The organism is Streptomyces sp. NPDC104307 (assembly GCF_055584045.1).
In genome coordinates, this window is sequence record NZ_JBVJMU010000022.1 from 49,483 (window position 1) to 73,322 (window position 23,840).

Annotated in this window: 10 protein-coding genes; all 10 read left to right on the forward strand. The window is 73.2% G+C overall.

Features of this window, described 5'->3' with window-relative positions; all coding sequences use genetic code 11:
- The first annotated feature begins 28 nt into the window (after positions 1 to 28).
- The 10 genes from ACZ601_RS35460 to ACZ601_RS35505 all read left to right on the forward strand — a co-directional run bounded on the left by ACZ601_RS35460 (position 29) and on the right by ACZ601_RS35505 (position 23,832).
- A complete protein-coding gene (locus tag ACZ601_RS35460) occupies positions 29 to 1,045 on the forward strand; it encodes a 3-oxoacyl-ACP synthase (protein WP_469545574.1) in 1,017 nt (338 codons plus the stop codon).
- The gene (locus ACZ601_RS35465; RefSeq protein ID WP_469545576.1) at positions 1,042 to 1,314 is read left to right on the forward strand and encodes an acyl carrier protein; all 273 of its coding nucleotides are present in this window, start codon (positions 1,042 to 1,044) and stop codon (positions 1,312 to 1,314) included. Before ACZ601_RS35460 ends, ACZ601_RS35465 begins: the two co-directional genes overlap by 4 nt.
- Entirely contained in the window at positions 1,298 to 2,527 is a 1,230-nt protein-coding gene (locus tag ACZ601_RS35470) for an acyl-CoA dehydrogenase family protein (RefSeq protein ID WP_469545579.1), read from the forward strand. Before ACZ601_RS35465 ends, ACZ601_RS35470 begins: the two co-directional genes overlap by 17 nt.
- Positions 2,524 to 3,573, forward strand: a complete 1,050-nt coding sequence (locus ACZ601_RS35475; RefSeq protein WP_469545582.1) for an HAD-IIIC family phosphatase — start codon at positions 2,524 to 2,526, stop codon at positions 3,571 to 3,573. Before ACZ601_RS35470 ends, ACZ601_RS35475 begins: the two co-directional genes overlap by 4 nt.
- Positions 3,570 to 5,531, forward strand: a complete 1,962-nt coding sequence (locus ACZ601_RS35480) for a non-ribosomal peptide synthetase (protein ID WP_469545586.1) — start codon at positions 3,570 to 3,572, stop codon at positions 5,529 to 5,531. Before ACZ601_RS35475 ends, ACZ601_RS35480 begins: the two co-directional genes overlap by 4 nt.
- 22 nt (positions 5,532 to 5,553) lie before the next feature.
- Positions 5,554 to 13,182 (forward strand): amino acid adenylation domain-containing protein, encoded by a 7,629-nt coding sequence (locus ACZ601_RS35485; protein ID WP_469545588.1) that lies wholly within the window; start codon positions 5,554 to 5,556, stop codon positions 13,180 to 13,182.
- Positions 13,179 to 17,888 carry an amino acid adenylation domain-containing protein gene (locus ACZ601_RS35490; protein ID WP_469545592.1) on the forward strand — a complete coding sequence of 1,570 codons (4,710 nt, stop codon included), beginning with the start codon at positions 13,179 to 13,181 and terminating at the stop codon, positions 17,886 to 17,888. Before ACZ601_RS35485 ends, ACZ601_RS35490 begins: the two co-directional genes overlap by 4 nt.
- A gap of 111 nt (positions 17,889 to 17,999) precedes the next feature.
- The gene (locus ACZ601_RS35495; RefSeq protein ID WP_469545594.1) at positions 18,000 to 21,359 is read left to right on the forward strand and encodes a non-ribosomal peptide synthetase family protein; all 3,360 of its coding nucleotides are present in this window, start codon (positions 18,000 to 18,002) and stop codon (positions 21,357 to 21,359) included.
- Positions 21,360 to 21,367: 8 nt separating this feature from the next.
- Complete coding sequence (locus tag ACZ601_RS35500; protein ID WP_469545598.1) at positions 21,368 to 22,903, forward strand: lyase family protein; 1,536 nt, start codon at positions 21,368 to 21,370, stop codon at positions 22,901 to 22,903.
- Positions 22,900 to 23,832: a GHMP family kinase ATP-binding protein gene (locus ACZ601_RS35505; protein ID WP_469545600.1), complete on the forward strand. Its 933-nt coding sequence runs from the start codon at positions 22,900 to 22,902 to the stop codon at positions 23,830 to 23,832. The genes ACZ601_RS35500 and ACZ601_RS35505 overlap by 4 nt, the downstream gene beginning before the upstream one ends.
- Positions 23,833 to 23,840 lie beyond the last annotated feature (8 nt).

Here is a 23,840-nt window from a genome sequence, read left to right on the forward strand (position 1 = left end):
TTCGGCTCTCGGACGGGAGGGAAAGAGCGTGTCCCAGCAGGCCCTTCAGCAGCATGGCGCGGCCCCCGTCGCCATCCGCGGCGCCGCCTGGTATCTGCCCGAGCACACACTGCCGATCACCGAGGTGCGGACGCTCGACGAGACCGAGCGGGCCACCCGCGACGCCCTGGGCATCGACACCGTCCGGGCCGACGACCGGCTGAACGCGGTCGCTCTCGCGGAACGCGCCGCGCGCCGGGCCCTCGAACAGTCGGGGCTCGACGCCGGGGAGCTGGGCGCCCTGGTGATGGTGGAGTCGCGGGTCCAGGAGACGTTCCTCAGCTCCGAGGCGACTCAGCTCCAGGAGCGGCTCGGCGCCGGCAACGCGCTCACCTTCTCGGTGGGCGGGCTCGGCTGTGTCTCGATCACCCCGGCCCTGCTGACGGCCCGCGGACTGCTGGCCGCGGACCCCGCCCTGGACCATGTCCTGGTCGTGCACGGCAGCAAGCCGGCCGCCGCCCTGCGCTACCGCCACCCCGTCACGGTGAACGGCGACGCCGGGCAGGCGCTGCTGCTCTCCCGCGGCGGCAGCATCCGGATACGCGACATCGCGCAGCTGAGCAACGGGCGTTACTGGGATCTCTTCCACGTCGACTACCGGAACCGCCCCACCGCCCAGTGGCGCGAACAGTGCACCGAACTCAGCACCTACTCCTTCCGCCTGGCCGTGGAGACGCGCAACCGCCTCTCCTCGATGCTGGACGACCTGCTGCGGCGCAACGGAATCGGCCGCGAGGACGTCGGCGGATTCGTCAGCCAGAACCTATCCGCCGGGGGTTTCACCTTCCTGGAGGACTCCCTGGGCATCGAACTGCTGCCGGCGTGCCGGCGGAACCTGCGGAGGTACGGACACCTCGGCCCCATCGACGTGTTCCTCAATCTCCGCACCGCACTGGACCGCGAGGAGATGGCCCCTGGCGGCCTCGCGGTCCTGATCAACGTCAGCCCGGTGGCCGCCTGGAGCCTGCTGCTGGTCGAGACAGGTCCACAGGAGGACGTGACATGAACGACGACATCACCGAGCAGATCACCGAGTTCCTGAGCGCGGCGCTCCGGCGGCGGATCGAGCCGGACGACGACTACTTCGACCAGGGTTTCGCCGACTCCCTGTTCGCACTGGAGCTGGTGACCTTCGTGGAGAACCGCTTCGGCCTCACCATCGAGGTCGAGGACCTGGACCTCGACAACTTCAGGACCGCCAACCGCATCACGGAGGTCGTGAGGCGCAAGGCCGGTGCCCAGGGGCGGGGGGTGGCGCATGCTGACGGGTCCTGACGGCGGCCCCGACGCCGCGACGGCGGATCCGCCGTCCCCCGACCTGTTCCGGGCGGCGGAGGAGGCGGCGGCCGAAGCACGTGCCTGTGCCTCCCGTTGGGACCAGGACGGCGGGCTGCCCGATTCGGTACGGCAGAGGTTCGCGGCGTCGGGACTGCTCGCCGCCGACCTGCCCGAGCGGTACGGGGGCGCGGGCCTCGGTCCACTCGCGCTCGGGGAGATCACCGCACGGATCGGCGGTGAGTGCAGCGCCCTGCGCGGGCTGCTGACCGTACAGGGCATGGTCGCGGCGGCGCTGCTGCGCTGGGGAACGGCGGAGCAGCGGGACGACTGGCTGCCCCGGCTGGCCGGCGGCGAGCTGACCGCCGGTTTCGCGGTGACGGAGCAGTCCGCCGGCAGCGCGCTGGGCTCGGTGGAGACCCGTATCGATCCACTGGACCGGTCCGGCTCCCGGGAACTGGTGGTGAGCGGCCGCAAGCGGTGGATCACCTTCGGTGAGGTCGCCGACGTGTTCCTGGTGCTCGGCCAGTACGAGGGGAAGCCGGCCGCCGTGCTCGTGGACGCGGACCGGGCCGGTGTCGAGCGGGAGCCGGTGCACGGCCAGCTCGGCATGCGGGCCGCCCGGATCGCCCACCTGACCTTCGACGGTGTGCGGGTGCCCCGGAGCCGGCTTATCGCCCCTCCCGGTCTGGGGCTCTCCCACGTCATCGGGACCGCCCTCGACCACGGCCGCTTCACGGTCGGCTGGGGATGCGTGGGGATGGCGGAGGCGTGCGTCGAGGACGCCGCCACCCACGCGGCGGCCCGCCGCCAGGGCGACACCCTCCTGGGCGATCACCAGCTGGTCCGGTCGATGCTGGCCAGGGCGGCGGTGGACGCCGCAGGGGCCCGCGAACTCGCCCGCAGGGCAGCGGAGGCACGGGCCCCGGGCCCGGGGCACGGGGTGCCCGAGACGCTCATGGCCAAGTACGCGGCGGCTGCCGCGGCGGCGACGGCGAGCCGCGACGCCGTCCAGGTGCTCGGCTCGGCCGGCTGCGCACCCGACAGCAGGGCGGGCCGTCACTTCCGGGACGCCAAGGTCATGGAGATCATCGAAGGAGCACCGCAGGTGGCCGAACTACACATAGCGGAGCGGTTGTTACGTCGCTTCGGTGCTGCGGAGCGCGGCACCGGCCGCCCTGCCGGGGCCCGTCTCCCCGGGACCGCGTCGTGACGGCGGCAAGCGGCGCTCCGACCGTCAAGTGCCTGGTGTGGGACCTGGACGACACCCTGTGGAACGGAGTGGTGCTGGAGGGCGACGATCCCGAGCCCTTCCCCGCCGCGCTGGAGACCCTGGCCGAGCTGGACCGTCGCGGCATCCTGCACGCCGCCGCCAGTCGCGGCGAACGGAGCGTCACCCAGCGCCATCTGACGGAACGCGGGCTGGCCGAGTGGTTCTGCGCGGTGCGGGTGGGCTGGGGTGCCAAGTCCGCCTCTGTGCGCCGGATCGCGAAGGCCCTCAACCTCGGCCTGGACACCATCGCGTTCGTCGACAACGACGCGGTGGAGCGGGCGGAGGTCGCGAGCGAACTCCCCATGGTCCGCTGCTACCGGGCCGATGAGGTCGGACAGCTGCCGGAGTTACGGGAGTTCCGGCCCGAGCACATCACCGCGGAGGCCACCGGGCGGCGCCTGCTCTACCGGACGGAGTGGCAACGCCACGAGGCCGAGGAGGAGTTCACCGACGGGCGACAGGCGTTCCTCGACTCGCTCGGCCTGGTCATGGAGGTGCGTCCGGCCACCGAGGAGGACCTGTCCCGGGCGAGCGAGCTGACCGTCCGCACCCATCAGCTCAACAGCACGGGGCTGACCTACGGCATCGACGAACTGCGGCGGCTGAGCGCGTCCCCGGACCACCAGGTTCGGCTGGCCAGGCTCCGGGACCGCTTCGGCGACTACGGGATCATCGGCCTCGCCGTCACCGAACTCGTCGGGCGGGACTCGGTCCTGCGGCTGATGCTGATGTCCTGCCGGGTCGCCTCGCGCGGGGCGGGGAGCGTGCTGCTGCACCACCTCATCCAGCGGGCACTGGCGGACGGCCGGCGCCCGGTCGCGCACTTCACCCCGACAGAGGTCAACCGGAACCTGCTGGTCACCATGCGCTTCGCCGGCTACGGGACGACGGCAGAGGAGCAGAACCGCCTCGTGCTCGCCGTGGACCCGCAGCGCCCGCCGGGCAAGGCCCCGGGCCACACCCGCGTGATCGCCGGTGCGGCATGACCGGCACGGGCAACGACACAGGAAGCGAGGCCGCGATGACCCGGCACCCGGGAGACACCGGTGAGTCCGTCCCCGTAGCGCCCGCCGCGGAGGTCCCCGGCCAGGCCCCGGCGGTGGTACGGCCGGTGTGGGCCGCCTTCCGGAGCCAGGTGGCCGCGGTGCCGGAGGCGACGGCGCTCGTGATCGGCGGGGACTCGCTGACGTACCGCGAGCTCGACCACGCCACGGCCGGTCTGGCGCTGCTGCTGCGGCGGCACGGGCTGCGGCCGGGACGGGTCGTCTGCGTCCGGACGGAGCAGAGCGCCCTGTCCGTGGTGGCCATGCTCGCCGCACTGCGCACCGGCGCGACCTGGGCGGTCCTGGAACCCGACCTGCCCGTGGAGAGGTTCCAGGCGCTCTGCCGGGACGTCGACTGCGCGGTGGTGCTGAGCGAGAGCGACGACGCGGTACCGGCCGCCGCGCTCGCGGCGATGGCCGAGCCGCCGGTGGTCGTGGACGCGGCGGACCTCAGGCTGACGCGGCTCGTCGAGGCGGGCCGGGCGCTGCCCGCGGAGCCGTACCCGGCGGTCCCGGAGACGAGTCCCGCCTACGTCGCCTACACCTCGGGGTCCACGGGGGTGCCGAAAGGCGTGCTGGTCGGCCGGGACCAGCTCGCGGCGTCCATCGGCTGCCGGGGGCCGGTGTACGGCACGGAGCGCTCCGTCTTCCTGATCGCGCTGCGGCTGTCCTTCGACGGGATCCTCGGCGGAATGTTCTGGTCGCTCACCGGCGGTCACACGCTGGTGCTCCCCGATTCCCGGCAGCTCGTGCGGGTGGCGGAGTTCGTCCGGCTGGCCAGGGAACACCGTGTGACCCACCTCTTCAACATCCCCTCCTACTACCGGGCGGTGCTCCAGGACCCGGGCGGTCTGCCCGACACGCTGCGCCGGGTGGTCGTGGGGGGTGAGGCATGCACCCCCCAGCTGCTGGCCGCACACCACGAGCGGCTGCCCCGGGTACCGCTCGTCAACGAGTACGGGCCCACCGAGACGACCATCGCCTGCACGGTGGCGACCGATCCCGACCCGGCCGGGGACCGTGTCCCCATCGGGCGGCCCTGGCCGGGAGTGCGGACCCTGGTACTGGACGAGCGGCTGTGTGAGGTCCCGCCCGGGGAGCGGGGCGAGCTCTACGTCGGCGGCTCCCTGGTGGCGATCGGCTACGCGAACCAGCCAGCCCGTACGGCCGAGCGGTTCGTCGCGGACCCGTACGGGCGACGACCGGGCGGGCGCCTCTACCGCACCGGGGACATCGCCAGCGTCGACGAGCGGGGCGAGCTGCACTACCACGGCAGAACGGACAGTCAGGCCAAGATCCGCGGGATGCGGATCGAACTCGGCGAGATCGAAAGCGTGCTGGAACGCCATCCGGGCGTGGAGCAGGCCGTGGTGCTCTGCGAGCGTGCGGGGCAGGGCGAGCCGCAGCTGATCGCCTTCGTGCTGCCGGCACCCGGCAGCACCCCGCCGGACGACGCGGAGCTGCGCGGACACTGCCGGGGCCGGCTGGTGGAGCAGGCCACTCCGACCCTGTTCGTACGGGTCGGCCACATGCCGCTGGACCGCAGCACCAAGGCGGACCGGGCCGCGCTCCGCACCCTGATCCCGACGGACCGGCAGGGCTCGGAGGGCGGCGCGGACGGGGAGTGGAGCGGCCACAGAGCCGCCGTCGGACGGATCTGGGCGGAGGTCCTCGGGCACTCCCGCTCCACCCCGCACGACAACTTCTTCGCTGTCGGCGGGAGTTCGATCAAGGTCATCGACCTGTACGACCGGCTGGACGGGCTCTGGCCCGAAGCGCTGCGGGTGGGCGAGCTGTTCGACTACATCACCATCGCCACCCAGGCGCAGCTGATCGCGGAGCGCCTGGGCGGGCGCGCCCAGGACGAGGAACCCGCCGCACCGGTCACCTACGAGCTCTGACACGTACGAACGGAGAGGCGACATGAGTGGTTCGGGTGTGACACACGGCAGGCCGGCCGTCGCGGTGATCGGCATCGCCACGAGATTCCCGCAGGCGGATTCCCTCGCCGCCTTCCGCGCGAACCTGCGGGCGGGGAGGGACTCGGTGCGCCCGATCCCCGGGGAACGGGCGCGCGGCACCGGGCTCGATCCCCGGATCGACTACCCGGAGATGGGCTACCTGGACCGGATCGACCTCTTCGACCACAAGTTCTTCGGCCTCTCCCGGCGCGAGGCGGAGGTGACCGACCCGCAGCACCGCCTCGCGCTCCAGCTCACCCAGGAGGCGCTGGAGAACGCCGGATACGCCCCCTCGGGGCTCCGGGACAGCCGGACAGCGGTGATCTTCAGTTCGCCGAGCAACGGTTACGCACCCCTGGTGCGCGAGCACGGCACCCTCGGCATGACCGGGAACATCCCCTGCGCCCTGCCCTCCAGGATCTCCCACCTCTTCGGATTCACCGGACCCAGCTACGGCGTGGACACCGGCTGCAACGGCTCGCTCGTCGCCGTTCACCAGGCCTGCCGTGAACTCGCGGACGACGAAGCGGACTACGCCGTCGTGGGCGGGGTGCAGCTCCGCCACGTCGTGCCGCCCGTCGCCGCGGTGGCCGACTTCCCCGGCATCGCCTCGCCCACCGCCCGCTCCCGCGCGTTCGACCGTGGAGCGGACGGCGCGGGCGCCGGTGAGGGCGGCGGGGTGGTGCTCCTCGCCACGCTGGAACGGGCGTTGGCGGAGGGCGCGTTCATCCACGCCGTGATCCGCGGCAGCGCCGTGGCGCACAACGGCCGGCACTCCGCGACGATCAGCACCCCGAGCGCCCGCTCGCAGGCCCGGGTCATCACCAAGGCGTGGCGCGACGCCGCGCTGGACCCGTCGGCCGCCGGATACATCGAGACCCACGGTTCGGGCACCCGGCTCGGCGACGCGGTCGAGGCCGAGGGACTGGCCCTCGCCCGCCCGGACGGCGACCAGACGGTGAAGGTGGGCTCGGTCAAGACCAACATCGGGCACCTGGACCACGCCGCGGGGATCGCCGGGCTGATCAAGACGGTACTCAGCGTGCACCACGGCGAGCTGTACCCCTCGCTGCACTTCGAGGAGCCCGCTGACGAGGTCGACCTCGAAGGCGCCCGACTGGAGGTCGTCACCTCGCTCGAACAGTGGGGCGACGAGCCGCGCCGGGCGGGCGTGAGCTCGTTCAGCCTCGGCGGCGTCAACGCGCACTGCGTGCTGGAGCAGCCCCCGGTGACCACCCCGGTACGGGCCGACGTCGGCCGCCCTCGGCTGTTCGCGGTGTCCGCCCGCAGCCGGGCCGGACTGCTCGCCCAGTGCGAGCGGCTGTCGCTCGGACTGCGCCGCGCCGCCCACCCGCCGGCCGATATCGCGCGGACGCTGAACGAGGGCAGGGACCACGGCCCCCACCGTGCCGCCGTGGTCGCCCGGGACACCTCTGAGCTCGCCGCACGCCTGGCCGCCGAGGTCACCTGGCGTCGGGGCGGGGAGGACGGAGCGGCCGACGGCGTTTCCCCGGCCGCACCCCGGGTGGTCTTCCTGCTCTCCTCGGACGCCACCCCCGTCGGGCCGCGCGACGAGTTGCCGGACGAGTTGCCCGTACCGGCCGACCGCGCCGCGATGGCCGGCGGTCAACTCGCGGCGTACCGGCGGCTGGTCCGGGCGGGCGTCTCGCCGGACGGCCTGATGAGTTCGGGGATCTCCCGCTACACCGCCCGCTACCTGCGGGGCGGTCTGAGCGCGGAGGACACCGCCACGCTGCGCCGGGCCCACAGCGGTCAGGACCCGGCGGTGGCGGGTGACCCGCTGCGGGTGGAGCAGCTCCATGCGGCGGCGGAGGAACAGCTCTCCGACGGCCCTGTGGTCTTCGTGGAGCTGGCCGCCCGCGGCGAGATCAGCGACCGCCTGACGGCTCACCTCCACGACCGCGCGGACGCCCGCGTCCTCCGCCTGGAGCCCGGTGGGGCCGACACCGAGACCGCCGTACTGGAGCTGCTGGGCCGGTTGTACGAGGAAGGCGTCGGCCTGGACTGGCCGGCGCTGCGGGACGACCCGTCGGCGGTCCGGGTTCCGTTGCCGGGGCATCCGTTGACCGGCGTGCGCTGCTGGGCCGGGCCGCTGGGGGAGGCGCTGTCCCCCGACGGGACAGTCCACCGGCCCGAGGCTCCCGCTCCGGTGCCTGTTGTCGGGGAACCGGCCCCCGCACCCGGCGGGCGACGGACAGACGAACCCCGGACCGTACTGGACTGGCTGCGGGACACCCTCGTCGAGCTGCTGCACGCGGATGAGGTCCCGGCCGACGCGGACTACTTCTCCATCGGCGGCAACTCCGTCATCGCTCTCCAGCTCCTGGAGCGGGTGAGAGCGGGGTACGGGGTCCGGCTCAAGATGGCCGACATCTACGACCACCCCGTCGTCGGCTCGCTCGCGCGGGCCATCGAGGACCGGGCCCCGCACGCGCCCACACCGGGGCCGAGGGCCGCGGCCGGGACGCCGCAGGCCCCGGCCGCCCCCGAGGCACCCGACACCGAGCTGCCGCCGGTCGTCCCGGGCCGCGAGCCGGTGCCGTCGTACGGGCAGGAGGGCATGTGGTTCCACCACCAGCTCGACCCGGGGACCACGCTCTACAACCTCCCCGGCGCCGCCCGGTACCGCGGCCCCCTGGACGTCGACACGTTCCGGCTCGCCTGGGAGGATCTGGCGCTCCGCCACGAGGTGCTGCGGTCCAATCTCGTCGAGGACGACGGCAGGCCGGGGCTGGTGATCAGGCCCGGACTGGGTGACTTCTTCACCTATCTGGACGTCTCGGACGAGGAGGCTCCGGAGGCCGCGGCGGGGCCGGTCATCACCGCCGCCAAGCGCTGGGTCTTCGACATCGCCAACGAACCTCTCGTACGGGTGACGGTGGTGCGGATCGGCGAGGACGACCACATCGTCTGCACGTGCACGCACCACGCGGTGAACGACGGCTGGGCGCCGCAGATTCAGACGCGGGAGCTGCTGGAGTTCTACACGGCCCGTCTGGAGAACCGTGCCCCCGGCGTCGAGCCGCTGCCGGTGCAGTACGCGGACTACGCGCGCTGGCAGCGCGAGCTGATGGCGGACTCCCGCCTCGACGGTGAACTGAGCTACTGGCGCCAGCGGCTGAGCGGCCCGCCCGCGCTGGAGCTGCCCACGGACCGGCCGCGCGCGGAGCGGAGGGACTTCGCGGGCGCGACCCACTGGTTCGCCGTCCCGGGCCCACTGGTGCAGCGGCTGCGCGAGGTGGGCGGCCGGGAGACGGCCACCCTGTTCATGGTGCTCCTCGCCGCGCTCAACGTGCTGCTCGCACGTTGGTCGGGCCAGCGGGACATCGTCGTCGGCACCCCGACCCTCGGTCGCAGCCGCCCCGAACTGTGGGACCTGCTCGGCTACTTCAACAACACCGTCGCACTGCGCTCCGATCTGTCGGGTGAACCGAGCTTCCGGGAGCTGCTGCGCCAGGTGCGCGGGACGGTACTCGGCGCGCTCGACCACCAGGAGGTCCCGTTCGCCAAGGTCGTCCGCGAGGTCGCGGCGGAACGCGATCCGGGCCGCAGCCCCCTCTTCGACGTGATGTACGTGCATCAGACGCTGCCACCGGCCGCCGACTTCGGCGAGATCGCCGTGACACCCGCCTACGACCCGGAGAGCGGCCGGCACTTCCCCGGACTGCCCCCCGGCACCGCCAAGTACGACCTCTCGATGGTCGTCGGCGAGCAGGCGGACCAGGACGAACTCGTGGTCATGATGGAGTACGCGACGCAGCTCTTCGACGCGGACACGGTCTCCGCCATGTCCGAAGCGTTCGTGGAGCTGCTGCACGCCGTGGCGGACAACCAGGAGGCGCGCTGCGGCGAGCTTCCCTGCGGACCACCCCCGAAGGCCGGTCCGGACCCTGCCCCCGTCGAGGAACAGGCCGGGCCGGACCCTGTCCCCGCCGTGGAGCAGGCCGAGCGGACCGTTCCCGCCGGGGCACTGGTGGGCGTCGTCGGCGCGGGCACGATGGGGGTCGGTGTGGCGCAGTGCTTCGCGGCGGCCGGCCACCCCGTGGTGGTCGTCGACAACGACCCCGGGGCGCTGGCCTCCGCACCGGCCCGGCTCCGCGCCGGGATCAGAACCGCCAGGCTGCTGGGCCGGCGGGCCGGGGCGCCGGAACAGGCGAGCGCGCCCGCACCCGGTACCGAGTCCCTCGTGCGCTGGTCCGACGACCTCGCGGAGCTGGCCACCGCTCTCCTGGTGGTGGAGTGCGCCCGGGAGGACGAGGACGTCAAGGAGGGGATCCTCCGCGAGCTGGACCGGATCTGCGGACCCGAGGCGATCTTCGCGTCCAACACCTCGTGCGTTCCGGTCAGCCGCCTCGGGTCCTTCACCGGCCGCCCCGACCGGGTCATCGGCACCCACTTCATGAACCCGGCGCCGCTCAAGGCCGCGGTGGAGGTCGTTCGCGCCCCGGCGACCAGCGATCTCACCCTGGAGCGCACGGAACGCTTCCTCGCCCACACCGGGAAGCACGCCCTCGTGGTGCGCGACGCCCCCGGCTTCGTGACGAACCGGGTGCTGATGCTGACGCTCAACGAGGCGGCCGCGGTGCTGGGCGAGGGAACCGCCGACGCCGAGACCGTGGACCGCATCTTCCAGGACTGCTTCGGCCACCCCATGGGCCCGCTGCGCACGGCCGACCTGATCGGTCTCGACACCATCGCCGACTCGCTGGAAGTGCTGCGCCGGCACACCGGAGAGGACCGCTTCCGGCCCTGCCCCCTGCTGGCCCGTCTCGTCGCAGAGGGCAAGGTGGGACGCAAGTCGGGCAGTGGCTTCTACGAGTACGGGCCACGGCACGGAGGCGCCCCGGCCGCCCCGGCCCGCCCGGCGCCCGCGGGCACGCTCACCGAGCTGTTGGAGAGCGCCGCCCGGAGCCACCCGGACGCGGTCGCCGTCATCGGCGCCGACGACAAGCTCACGTACCGGGAACTCCACCAGCGGGCCAACCGGCTGGCCCGGCTGCTGCTCGACCGGGGGGCCGGACCGGAATCGGTCGTGGGGCTGCTGCTCCCCAGGTCCGCCGGGACACTCGTGGCGATGCTCGCCGTGCTCAAGGCCGGCGCCGCGTACCTGCCGCTCGACCCCGGCTACCCGGCCGAGCGGCTCCGCTTCATGATCGAGGACGCGGAACCCCAGTGCGTGCTGACCGAGACCGCCATGACCGCCATCGGCCCGTACGCCGCGCCGGGCACGTTCATCCGGCTCGACGACCCCTCGGTCGTCAGGGAGCTGGAAGGCTTCGCGTCCACGGCACCGTCCGACGCCGACCGTCCCGAGCCGCTGCGGCCCGAGCATCCCGCGTACGTCATCTACACCTCGGGCTCCACGGGAACGCCCAAGGGGGTCGTGGTGCCGCATCGGGGCGCGGTGGAGCTGGTGGGCTCGACGACCGCCCGGTTCGGGGCCGATGCGCTGGCACACTCGCTGGCGGCGACCTCCTTCAGCTTCGACATGTCGGTGGCCGAGATCTTCCCGGCGCTGGCGGCCGGCGGCAGCGTCGAGGTGGTCGGCGGTCTCCTGTCGCTGCTCGACGGGGACCCGCCGCGCTGGTCGGGCGGGCTGCTGTGCGCTGTTCCCTCCGTGCTCTCCAAGCTGATGGAGAGCGGCGGTCTCCAGGTGTCGGCCACGACGGTCGCGATGTGCGGCGAGGTACTTCCCGCCTCCCTCGCCGCCCGGATCCGGGAGGTCATGCCCGGTACCCGGCTGCTCAACATGTACGGCCCCACCGAGGCGACCGTCTATGCCACCTCGGCCACCGTCCAGGTGCCCGCCACGGCGGGCGACGGCCCGGCGCCGGCGGGGGCACCGCCCATCGGACGGCCGTTGGGGCACATGCGCGCCTACGTGCTCGACGGCTCGCTCCAGCAGGTGGAGGCCGGCCGGCAGGGCGAGTTGTACCTGGCGGGCGGCGGCCTTGCCCGGGGATATCTGCGCCGCCCCGGGCTGAGCGCGGAGCGCTTCGTCGCCGACCCCTTCGGCCCGCCCGGCGAGCGGATGTACCGGACCGGTGATCTGGCGTCCCGACGCCCCGACGGGGACCTCGATTTCCTCGGCCGGGCCGACGCCCAGGTCAAGGTCAACGGCTTCCGGGTGGAACCCGGCGAGGTGGAGGCGGTCCTCGTCCGGCACCCCGACGTTACCGAAGCCATGGTCCGTCTCGTGACCGGGGAGGGCACGAGTGGCGGCGCGCGGCTCGTGGCCTACCTGGTGCCCGCCGAGGGAGCCCGCCTCCCCGGTGGCCACGCGCTCCGGGACTGGGCGGCCGAGCGACTGCCGGCCCATCTGGTACCGGCCGAGCTGAAGGCGGTCGCCGCGCTGCCGCGCACGGGCGGCGGCAAGCTGGACCGGGGGAGGACGCCGACAGAGGCGAGGCCGCGGGAGGGCGGCCCGCCGGCCGCCGACGGGCCGGGGGAGGAGCGCGTCGCGCGGGCGTTCCGTGAGGTGCTCGGGATCGCCGAAGTCGCCACGGACGTCAGCTTCTTCGACCTCGGCGGCGACAGCATCATGTCGGTCCAGCTGCTGCACAGGCTGCGGCGGGCGGGTCTTGTCCTGACACCGCAGGACATCTTCGAGCACCAGTCGGTCGCGGCGCTGGCCCGGACGGCGCGCGGCACGAGCGGTACGAGGACACCGGCCGCAGGCGCCGGTTCCGCAGGCAACGGGCCGCAGGGCATCCGGGACAGGCCCGAGGAAGCCGACGGCACGGTCCTGTTGCCGCTGCGGGAGTCAGGCGGCCTGGCCCCGCTGTTCTGCGTGCACCCGGCGGCCGGCTTCCCCTGGTGCTACGCGGGACTCACCTCGCCGCTCGGCGCCGACCGGCCGGTGTACGGCCTGCAGGCCCGTGGACTGGACGGCGCCGACACGCTGCCGGCGTCCCTGCGGGCGATGGCGGCGGACTACCTCGACCAGATCAGGTCCGTACAGCCCACGGGCCCCTACCACCTGCTCGGCTGGTCCTTCGGCGGGGTGATCGCCCACGAGATGGCGGTGCAGCTGGAGGAGAGCGGCGAGTCGGTGCAGACGCTGGCGATCCTGGACGCCTACCCCTTGGACGGGAACGCCGTCGACGCCGCGGCCTCGGCGGAGGCCGCGCCGGGTTCGGTCGCCGGCCGGGACATCCTCGGGATGCTCCTGGAGCTCTTCGGCCATGACCCCAGTGGCTGGGCGGGCGAGTCGCTGACGTATCCGAGGTTCGTGGAGATCGCCCGTGCCCAGGAGGGGCCGCTGTCCTCCTTCGACGAGCAGCGGGTCGCCGCGCTGGCCCGGACCTTCACCAACAGCACGCGGATCGCCGGACTGCACGAGCCCCGCCCGTTCGGCGGCGACGCGGTGATGTTCACCGCGCGGGAACACTCGCCGCAGACCGCGCTCGGCCTGTGGCGCCCGCTGGTCAAGGGGTCGCTCGAAGCCCTGCCGGTCGACTGCGCGCACAGCGAAATGGGAAGCCCCGCGGTGCTCGGCGACATCGGCCGCGTACTCGTCGAACGGTGGGCCTCCAAGGCATCACAGAAGGGTTCGGTGAACACTCCGTGAGGAACGAGCCGGAGCACGGGCACGCGGCGGATTACTCGTCGATGCCGCTCACCACGACACAGCACGGCATCTGGATGGCGCAGCAGCTGGCGCCCCCGGTCCGGTACCAGCTGGCGAGCGCGTTCGATGTCGCCGGAGATCTCGATCCGGAGCTGTACGAGGCGGCTTTCCGGTTCGCCGTGACGGAGACCGAGCCGTTCGGGTCCCGGTTCGCCGTCACGGACTCCGGGGAGCCGAGGCAGTGGGCCGGGCCCCTCCCCGACTGGCACATTCCGGTCGTCGACCTCCGGCGGGATCCCGCGCCGATGGCCGCCGCCCTGGACTGGATGCGGGAAGACATCCCGCGCCCGCTCGACCTGGAGAACGGCCCGCCGTTCAGGACCGCGTTCCTGCGAATCGCCGAGGACCGGGTCTGCTGGTACCTGCTCGTCCACCACCTGGTGGTGGATGGCTTCGGCCTGGCGCTGTTCGCCCGGCGGCTCGGGGAGATCTACGGGGCGCTGGAGCGTGGCGAGGTCCCGGTCCCCGGCCACCAGGTGCCGTTGGACACCCTGCTCAACGACGAACGGGCCTACCGTCGTTCACCCGGCTTCGAGGCCGACCGTGAGTTCTGGACGGCGAAGATGGCCGGCTGGCAGGCGGCCGGCGGGCCGGGTACGTCCCGGCCCGCCGTACCGGGCCGGACCGGCACCGGCCGGACGGGCGGGGCACCGGTGCGCGTCGCGGCCCGGCTGCCCGAGGACCGGGTGGCCGCTCTGCGCGCCCGTGCGTCCGCACTCGACGTCCCCTGGACGGCGGTGGCGACCGCCTCCGCCGTCCTGCTGGATCATGTCCGTACCGGCGGGGGCGACGAGGTCGTCGTGGGGTTCCCGGTCGGCGGCCGCACCTCCAGGACGATGGGCGCCGTGGCCGGTGCGGCGTCGAACGTGGTCCCGCTGCGGGTACCGGTCGACCCGCGCCGGTCGGCCGCAGAGATCATCCGGACCGTCAGCGAGGAGACCACCCTCGCCCTCGGTCACCAGCGCTACCGGTACGAGGACCTCCGCCGCGATCTCGGCTTCACCGGGTCCGCGCACGCGCCGTACCAACTGACCGCGAACATCGTCCCCTTCAGCTTCGGCCGAGGTTTCGCCGGCCGGCCGATGACCCTCCGCCAGCTCAACACCGGCGTGGTGGAGGACCTCTCCGTCATGATCAGGCCGGCTCACGGCCGGTCCGGACTGATGGTGGAGGTGCACGCGGAGGCCGGGAGGTACGGACCCGAGGAGGTCGAGGCCGAGGCCCAGCGCTGCGTACGCCTGCTCGACCAGCTGATCGACGAACCCCGGCGCCGTGTCGGAGAGCTGGATCCGCTGACACCGGGGGAGCGCCGGCTGCTCGTGCCGGGGATCGGCACGCCCGCTCCCTCCCGTACGTTCCCCGAGCTGTTCGAACACTGGGCCGCGCTGACACCCGGCGCCCCGGCGGTCCATCACGGTGACCGGCGGCTCACCTACGCAGAGCTCAACGCGCGCGCCAACCGGTTGGCCAGGAACCTGATCCGGCGCGGCGCGGGCCCCGGAGCCAGGGTCGCGGTTCTGCTGCCCCGCTCCGCGGAGCTGATCACCGCGATCCTGGCGGTGTCCAAGACCGGCGCGGCCTACCTCCCGCTCGACCCGGAATGGCCGTCGGAGCACACGGAGCGGATCCTCGCGGATGCCCGGCCGGTCTGCGTGCTCTCCGCGACGGACCCGACGGGGGCCGTCGCGACCGCGTCGGGCGACGCCGACCCGGCGGACAGCGACGCCGACCTGACTGACGCGGAGCGCGGCGGGCCGATGGTGCCGGAGCGGGCGGCATACGTCATCTACACCTCCGGAACCACCGGCCGCCCCAAGGGCGTGGTGGTCCCGCACCGGGGTCCGGTGGCACTGCTGCGGGACGGAGCCGCCGAGTTCGGCTTCGGCCCGGAGGACACCTGGACGATGTTCCACTCCTGTGCCTTCGACTTCTCCGTGTGGGAGATGTGGGGCGCCCTCGCACACGGTGGCCGGCTGGTGATCGTCCCGCGCGAGGTGAGCCGGTCCCCCGAGGCGTTCCTCGACCTGCTGGTGCGGGAGCGTGTGACGGTGCTCAACCAGACGCCGTCGGCCTTCCGTTCCCTGGACCGGGCCGACGCGGAAGAACCGGAGCGGTGGCGGGATCTGGCCCTGCGCTGGATCATCTTCGGCGGTGAGGCGCTGTCCTTCGGCGTCGTGCGCTCCTGGTACGGGCGGCACCGGGGCCCCACGCCCGCCCTGGTCAACATGTACGGCATCACCGAGACCTCGGTCCAGTCGACCCGGCTCGTCCTGGACCACGACCGGGACCAGGACCAGGACCAGGACCGGGATCACGACGCGGCGCGGGTCGTCCCGATCGGCGAGGCCGTTGCCGGCACCCGGCTGTACGCACTGGACAAGGTGCTGCGCCCGGTGCCGCCCGGGGTGGTCGGTGAGCTGTACATCGCGGGTTCCGGGGTGGCCACGGGCTATCTGCACCGGTCCGCGCTGACGGCACAACGCTTCGTGGCCGACCCCTTCGGACCCGCCGGGGCCAGGCTGTACCGCTCGGGCGATCTCGTGCGGGCCCGAAGGGACGGATCGCTGGAGTATCTGGGCAGGGCCGACGACCAGGTCAAGATCCGCGGCTTCCGCATCGAACCGGCCGAGGTCGAGGCGGCGTTGCTCGCCGCACCGGGTGTCACGGGCGGCGCCGTGCTGGCGAGCTCCGGCCCGCCGCACGGGGAGGACAGTGCTCCGGGAGCTGAGGGGGCCGCACGGCTGGTGGCCTATGCCGTCCTCAGCCGCGAGGCGGCGGGCGACGATCCCGGGCCCGCTCTCGCCCGGCTGCGGGAGTGGCTGCGCGAGCGGCTGCCGGCGCATCTGGTCCCGTCCCTGTTCGTCCCGCTCGCCAGGCTGCCGCTCACCCCCAACGGGAAGCTGGACCGGGCGGCGCTGCCTTCCCCGCACGCCCACGCGCCCACGCCGTCACGCGCCCCGGACATGCCGCTGGAAGCCGAACTGGCCCGGCTGTACGCCGAACTGCTCGCCGTGGAACAGGTGGGCGCCGAGGACGACTTCTTCCACCTCGGGGGCGACAGCCTGCTGGCGACGCGGCTGATCAGCATGGTCCGCCGGGCCGGCCTCGGCGCACGGGCGGAGCTGGATGTCAGGGACGTCTTCGTCCACCCGACCGTCGCCGAGCTCGCCGCCCACCTGAGCCGTACGGATCATCCGGGCAGCGCCTCCGGGGCAACGGGGCCGCGTCCCGTCCCCCGGCTGCCGCGAGCCCGGGACCGGGGCCCGGAGCCGGTCCCGCTCTCCTTCGGCCAGCGGCGCTTCTGGTTCCTGCACAAGCTCGCGGGCCCGGACAGCACCTACAACGTTCCCCTGGTGCTGCGCTGCGACGGCGAGCTGGACCCGCGGGCGCTCCGCGCCGCCCTGGCCGACCTCACGGCCCGGCACGAAACCCTGCGCACCCTCGTCCGGCAGCGGGACGGTCAGGCGGTCCAGCACATCCTGTCGGCCGAGGCCGCGAGCCCGGCGCTCACGGTCGAACCCGTCTCCCCCGGCCGGTTGGCGGACGCGCTCCGCGCCGCGGCCGGCCGGCCCTTCCGGCTGGAGAGCGAACTCCCCCTGCGCGCGGTCCTCTTCACCGATGAGGCGGCACGCGGTCAGACACTGCTCCTGCTGCTCCACCACATCGCCTGCGACCGGGGCTCGCTGCCGAGGCTGCTGGACGACCTCGCCACCGCGTACCGGGCCCGTGAGGCCGGTGGCGCCCCGGACTGGTCACCGTTGCCCACCCAGTACGCCGACTACACCGTGTGGCAGCGCGGACTGCTCGGCACCGACAGCGAGCCCAGCGCCCTGCGCTCCGGTCAACTCGCCTACTGGAACAAGACCCTGGCGGGTCTGCCGGAACGCATCCCGCTGCCCACCGACCGTTCGGAGCCGTCACCGTCCGGGCGTCCGGCGCGCACCACCGGCGACACCGTCGCCTTCACCGTCCCCGCAGAGCTGCACCGGCGGCTCCTGGAGCTGGCCTCGGCCGAGCAGTCCAGCCTCTTCCTCGTGGCGCACGCCGCACTGGCCGCGCTGCTCACCCGCCTCGGCGCGGGCACGGACATCCCGATCGGCACCGCGGTCTCCGACCGCGCGGACGCGGAGCTCGACGGACTCGTCGGCTTCTTCGTGAACACGCTCCTCCTGCGCACCGACACCTCGGGGGAGCCGACCTTCCGGGAGCTGCTCGGCCGGGTCAGGCAGGCCGATCTGGCGGCCTTCGCCCATCAGGACGTGCCCTTCGACCTGGTCATGGAGGCGCAGGGGCCACGGCGGGCGGCGAGCGGGCAGGCCGTGTTCGGCCGGTCCCCGTTCCAGGTGATGCTGGTCCTCACCCCGTCCCTCCCCGAGAGGCTGGAACTGCCGGGCACATCCGCCTCGGTGGACCTGGTCGGCGGCGGAGCCGCCGGGTTCGAGCTGACCTTCGGCCTGTTCGAGCGGCGGGACGCCGACGGCACCTGCCACGGACTCGACGGGCGGATCGAATACCGGACGGACCTGTTCGACCGGTCCACCGTCGAGGCCCTCCGCGACCGCTTCACCCTGCTGCTGCGCACCGTCGCCACCACTCCGGACATCCCGGTCCACGCGATCGGTCCGCCGGGGCCGAACGGGCGCTGACCGGCCCGCCGGCGGACCGGTCACGGTACGTCAGCGGCCTGTCAGCGCCTCGCGACAGCATGGTCACGCAGGATGCCGGACAGTACTTTCCCTCCGTAGGTTGGCGATCACGTGTCGAAGATTCCGGGCCGCACGGTCGTGGCCGAACTGGCAGGCGAGGAGAGCTGGGGCGAGGACGGGGCGGGTGCGACCGTACCCATTCCGAGGTGGGCGGAGCCCGGCACGGCGGTGACGCCGGTGACGGCGGAGACCGTCCTGCCGCCGGGGCTCACCGACGGCCTTCGCACGGTCGCCGGGGGCGAGGCCGCCTCGCTGGACAGCGTGTTCCTGGCGGCCCACCTGAGAGTGGTCTGCGCGCTCACGTCCCAGCAGGGGCTGCGCACCGCGTTCGTGCCCTCCGACGGCGCCACGGCCGCCCCGCACACCGTGAGCGCGAACGGGGTGCTGGAGGGCAGCTGGCGCGAACTGATGGCCCGGATCGAGCGGCCGAACCAATGGACCGAAGGGCCGGGCGGCGCGTCCGGGCCTCCGTACGAGTGCGTGCTGGACCTGTCCTCGGTGGACTCGGCGGACCCGGTGGACTCTGCGGACTCGTCGTGCTCTGCGGACTCGTCGGAGTCGGCGGAGTCGGCGGACCCGGCACAGCACCGGGACACCTCGGCGCTGTGGGTGGGCATCGGGGTCCGTGCGGGCCGCGTCACGATCCGGGCCAGGTCCCGTTCCGACGTGATGACCGGCGAGCACCTGACCAGGATCACCGGCTACCACGTCCGGGCCCTGGAACTGCTGGCCGAGGATCCGGACGCCCCGGCGGGCGAAGGGGAGCTGCTCTCCGAGGACGAGCGGCTCTTCCAGCTGGAAGCGGTGGCGGGTGCGGAGGAGCCCTGGGACGGACGGCTGTTCGTCGAGCGGTTCGAGGAACGCGTGCGACAGCACCCGGACGCGGTCGCCGCCTCGCACCGGGGCCGGTCGTGGACCTACGGCACGCTCAACGCCCGCGCCAACCGGATCGCCCACGCGCTGCTCTCTGACGGGCTCGACGCCGAGGACGTGGTGGCCGTCGTCATGGAGCGTGGTCTGGAGTGGGCGGCGGCCACCCTCGGCGTGCTCAAGGCGGGCGGGTGCTACCTGCCCGTGCAGCCGGACTTCCCGGCGGCCCGGATCGCCGCCCAGCTCGACAGGGCCGACTGCCGCTTCGTGCTGGGGGACGGTGAGCAGCCGGACGCCGGGGTCTCCGCCGGGAGCGCGCGCCGCACGCTGGACGCCGCGTCCCTGTGCGGCGCGGGCGCGTCCGGTGCCGCCGGGGCGGACACCGCCGGCAACCCGGGCCTGGCCCTGGCGCCCGGCCGGCTCGCGTACATCTACTTCACCTCGGGCTCCACCGGCACGCCCAAGGGTGTGATGTGCGAGCACGCGGGGTTGCTGAACCACCTCCTGATGAAGGTGGAGGACCTGGGCATCGGCGCCGGGGAGACGGTGGCGCAGACAGCGGTCCAGTCCCTCGACATCTCGTTGTGGCAGCTGATCGCACCGCTGCTGACCGGCGGCAGCACCCGCATCGTGGACACCGAGACGCTTCTCGACGTGGACCGCTTCGTGGCGGAACTGGCCGACTCCCGGGTCGGCGTCGTACAACTCGTCCCCTCCTACTTCGACGCGCTGATCAGCGCGCTGGAGCGGCACCCCCGTGACCTGGGCGCGCTGCGCGTGGTCTCGGTGACGGGCGAGGAACTGAAGCTCGAACCGGTGCGCAGGTGGTTCGCGTGCCAGCCGCACATCAGGCTGGTCAACGCCTACGGCGCGACGGAGCTCAGCGACGACACCATGCACGAGATCCTGGACCGCGCCCCTGACCGCGGGTTCGTCACCCTCGGACGCATGCGGCGCAATGTGCGCGGATACGTGCTGGACGAGCGGGGCCGGCTGGCACCGCTCGGCGCCACCGGAGAGATCGTCTTCTCCGGTGTGGCGGTCGGACGCGGCTACGCCAACGACCCCGAACGGACCCGGGAGGCCTTCGTGCCCGACCCGTTCCGGCCGGGACAACGGATGTACCGGACAGGTGACTTCGGGCGCTGGCTGCCCGGGGGCCGGCTCCAGTTCCTCGGCCGCCGCGACCAGCAGGTCAAGATCCGCGGCTTCCGCATCGAGACGGGGGAGATCGACAACCGGCTGCTCGCGGTGGACGGGGTGAAGGACGCCGCGGTCGTCGCCACCACGGGCAACGGCCGGCACAAGATCCTGGCGGCCTTCCTCGTCGGCACCGCACGGGTGGCCGACCACCGCGTGTGCGAGGCCCTGGCCGGCCACCTGCCGGACTACATGATCCCGGCGTACTACCACTGGCTGGAAGCGCTGCCCCTCACCGAGAGCGGCAAGGTGGACCGCAAGGCGCTCGTCGGGCTGGCCGACACCCTCGGACACGCCGACGGGCCGACGGTGGCCCCCACGACCTTCACCGAACAGCGACTGGCGGTGGCCTGGGCCGAAGCCCTGAACGCCCCGCTCCAGGGCATCGGACGGGCGGACGACTTCTTCGCCCTCGGCGGCACCTCGCTCTCGGCGGCCTGGCTCGTGGTCAAGCTGGACCGGCTCGTCTCGCTGTCCCAGATCATCGCCCACCCCGTGCTGTCCGAACTGGCCGCCGCCATCGACGCCGGACCGCACCCCGTCCGCACCCTGCTCCGGCCGCTGGCGACGGCGCCGGCCGGGCGCGCGGCGCCCGCAGGAGTGCTGGTCTGCTTCCCGGGAGCCGGCGGCAACGCGGTCAACTTCCTCGCGCTCGCCCGGGAACTGGCTCCGAGCGGCATCGACGTGCACGGTGTCGAGCTGCCCGGCCACGACTTCGTGCCCGGCCCGCCGACCCTGGTGGACGTGGCCGAAGTGGCACGGCGGGTGGCGCAGGAGCTGGGACGGCTGCGCGCCGCACCGCTGCTGCTGTGGGGGCAGGGGGAGGGGGCGGCACCCGCCCTCGCCCTGGCCCGGCTGCTGGAGGGCGGCCCGTTCGCGCCGCGCCGGGTCCTTCTCGGAGGCGGACTGCCGGACGGCCCGGCAGGGCTGCGGGAGCGGATGGACCGAGCCCGCGCGATGAGCGACAAGGAGGTCACAGAGACACTTCTCCGCGAGGGCGCCTATGTGGAGTTCGACGGCCTCAAGCCCGAGCGGGCCCGGCTCCTGGGCCCTGCCTACCGGCACGACATCCGCTCCGCCGGGGACTTCCTGCTCGCTGCCCGGCAACGGCCGGCGGACCACCGGATCGCGACGGGCATCGATGTCGTCGTCCCCGCGCCGGACCCCGGCACGCCGGGCGCTCCGCGGCGCGACCGGCTGGCGGACTGGCGGTTCCTCTCCGACGCGGTGGAGCTGTGTGAACTGCCCGCCCCCGGAGCGCACTTCCTTCGTACCAGGGCGGCCGATGCCGCCGCGGCCGTGACCGCTGCGCTGTCGCGTCCCGCTCCTTCGTTCCCGTGAGGAAAAGCATGCCAAACGACGATGTGCCGGTGCCCCGCTCCGGCGACTCAGGCGGGCTGACCGGGCGGATCGCGTCCGGCCCGGACGCGCTGCTGCGCGCCGAGGTGCTCGAACCACAGCTCCGCTTCGAGATCGAGGCCCTGCTGCCCGGATACATCCAGCTGGAGAAGGTGCTGCTGCTGGAGTACCGGCGGCTCGGTCTGCTCGACGGCGCCCAGGTCGGTGCCGTCGCCGCACTGCTCGACCAGGTCACCCCGGGCGCTGTCGCCGAGGAGGCCGGGGAGAGCATGAGCGACATCGCCTTCACCCTGGAGCGCTATGTGTCCCGGCGGCTGGCCGAGGTGCCGCCCGCCTGGCACGTGGACCGCAGCCGCAACGACCTTCAGGCCACCGCCCAGTTGATGTACGGGCGCGCCCGGCTGCTGGACAGTGCGGAGGCGCTGGTCGCCTTCGGCCGTACCGCCCATCGGCTGGCCGCCCGAGGGGCCGGTCTGGCGATGCCCGGCTACACCCATATGCAGCCGGCCCAGGTGATCAGCCCAGGGTTCTACTTCGCCGGGCTGTGCGACCAGGTGCTGCACACCCTGGAGCGGATGGAAGCGGTGTACCGGACCGCCGACGCCTCGCCGATGGGCGCGGGTGCCATGGCCGGACAGGAGCTGGCCTGGGACCGGTCACGCATGGCCGGCCTGCTGGGATTCAGCCACGTCCGGACCCACGCGCTGCGGGCGGTGGCGCAACGCGACTGGGCGCTGGAGGCGTGCGCGGAATTCTCCCTGCTGGGGGTCGCGCTCAGCCGGTTCGTCACCGACCTGATGACCTGGGGCGGCGCCGGATACGGCTTCATCGACCTGCCGGACCAGTGGTCGGGCATCTCCTCCGCCATGCCGCAGAAGAAGAACTTCCCCGTGCTGGAACGGATCCGGGCCCGCACGGCGCATCTGAGCGCCGCGTACACGGACATCTCCACCGGCCAGCGCAACACCCCGTACAGCAACTCGGTGGAGGTCTCCAAGGAGGCGAACGCGGGGGTACCGGCGGCCTTCGACGCACTCGGCTCCGTGCTGCGGCTGTTCGGCGCGGTGCTGGAGAACCTGGAGTTCCGGGAGACCCGGATGCGCGACGCCTGCGCCGCCGAGTACCTGGGCGGCTTCACCCTCGCCAATCTGCTGACGCTGCGGGCCGCCGTGCCCTGGCGCACCGCCCAGGTCGTGGCCGGCCGCTACATCGTGCGCGCCGTCGAACGCGGACTGCCGCCCGCAGAGCCGGACGGCGCGCTGCTGGAAGCCCTGCTGGCCGAGGAAGGACACCGGACCGACCACGCCGTCGCACTCCTCACCGAGGCGATGAGCGTGTCCGGCGGGCTCACCGCCAAGTCCTCCGACGGCTCGACCCATCCGGATGCCGTACGGGCCCTGCTCGCCGAGCAGTCGTCCGCGTTCGACGAGGTGGCCGAGCGCTGGCAGAACCGGCGCAAGGGCATCGAGGAGGCGGCCGCAGGGCTCGACCGGCTGCTGGCCGGCCCCGAAGGGAGGCGGAGTTGAGGGTTCCAGAAGGAACACTGCGGCAGCCCGGCACGGAGCGCCACGAGGCCGCGCACGCGGCGGTGACCGGGGTGAGCACCGCGTTCGGCACGTTCGGAGAGCTGCTGCAGGGCGTACTGCCCGAAGCGGACAGCGACTTCCTGGTCACCCTGCCGATCGCCCGCTGGGCCCGCGCCACCTTCCACGGCATGCCCGGCCAGGACGAGCTGCGGGTGCAGCCCCCGCACAAGCGCAAGGCGCTCCGCCTCGCCGAGATGATCGTCCGGTCCTCCGCCACGCCGATGGGCGGTGTGCTGACCGTCGAGAGCACCCTGCCGGAGGGGAAGGGCCTGGCCAGTTCGTCCGCCGACCTGGTGGCCACGGCGCGTGCGGTCGCCAACGCGCTGGGGGAACCGATGCCGCCGCGGCGGATAGAGACACTGCTCGCGCGCATCGAGCCCACCGACGGCGTCCTCTACCCCGGCATCGTGGCCTTCTACCACCGGCGGGTGGCGTTGCACTCCAAGCTGGGCCCGCTGCCGCCGATGAGCGTGGTGGGCGTCGACGAGGGCGGCGAGATCGACACGGTCGCCTTCAACCGGATCCCCAAGCCGTTCTCCGCCGCGGACCGGGAGGAGTACGCCCGGCTGCTGGCGCGGATGACGACGGCGGTGGCGGGGGCGGATCTCGCCGAAGTGGGCGCGGTGACCACGCGCAGCGCCCTGATGAACCAAGTGCTGCGTCCCAAAAGGATGTTGTCGTCCCTGATCGACATCTGCGGGCAGGTCGGCGGCCTCGGAGTGGTGGTCGGCCACAGCGGGACGAGCCTGGGCGTGCTGCTGGACAAGGCCGATCCCGCCTACCCCCAGCGGCTGGTGGACGCCGCCGGCGCGTGCTCCGAACTCGCCGGGAACGTGGCGGTCTACCGGACCTTGAGCTTCGACCGATGACGATGGGA

Excerpts from the sequence above, each read along its gene's own strand:
- ACZ601_RS35470 (WP_469545579.1), top strand. The coding sequence starts at position 1,298 with ATGCTGACGGGTCCTGACGGCGGCCCCGACGCCGCGACGGCGGATCCG.
- ACZ601_RS35465 (WP_469545576.1), top strand. The coding sequence starts at position 1,042 with ATGAACGACGACATCACCGAGCAGATCACCGAGTTCCTGAGCGCGGCG.
- ACZ601_RS35485 (WP_469545588.1), top strand. The coding sequence starts at position 5,554 with ATGAGTGGTTCGGGTGTGACACACGGCAGGCCGGCCGTCGCGGTGATC.
- ACZ601_RS35500 (WP_469545598.1), top strand. The coding sequence starts at position 21,368 with ATGCCAAACGACGATGTGCCGGTGCCCCGCTCCGGCGACTCAGGCGGG.
- ACZ601_RS35480 (WP_469545586.1), top strand. The coding sequence starts at position 3,570 with ATGACCGGCACGGGCAACGACACAGGAAGCGAGGCCGCGATGACCCGG.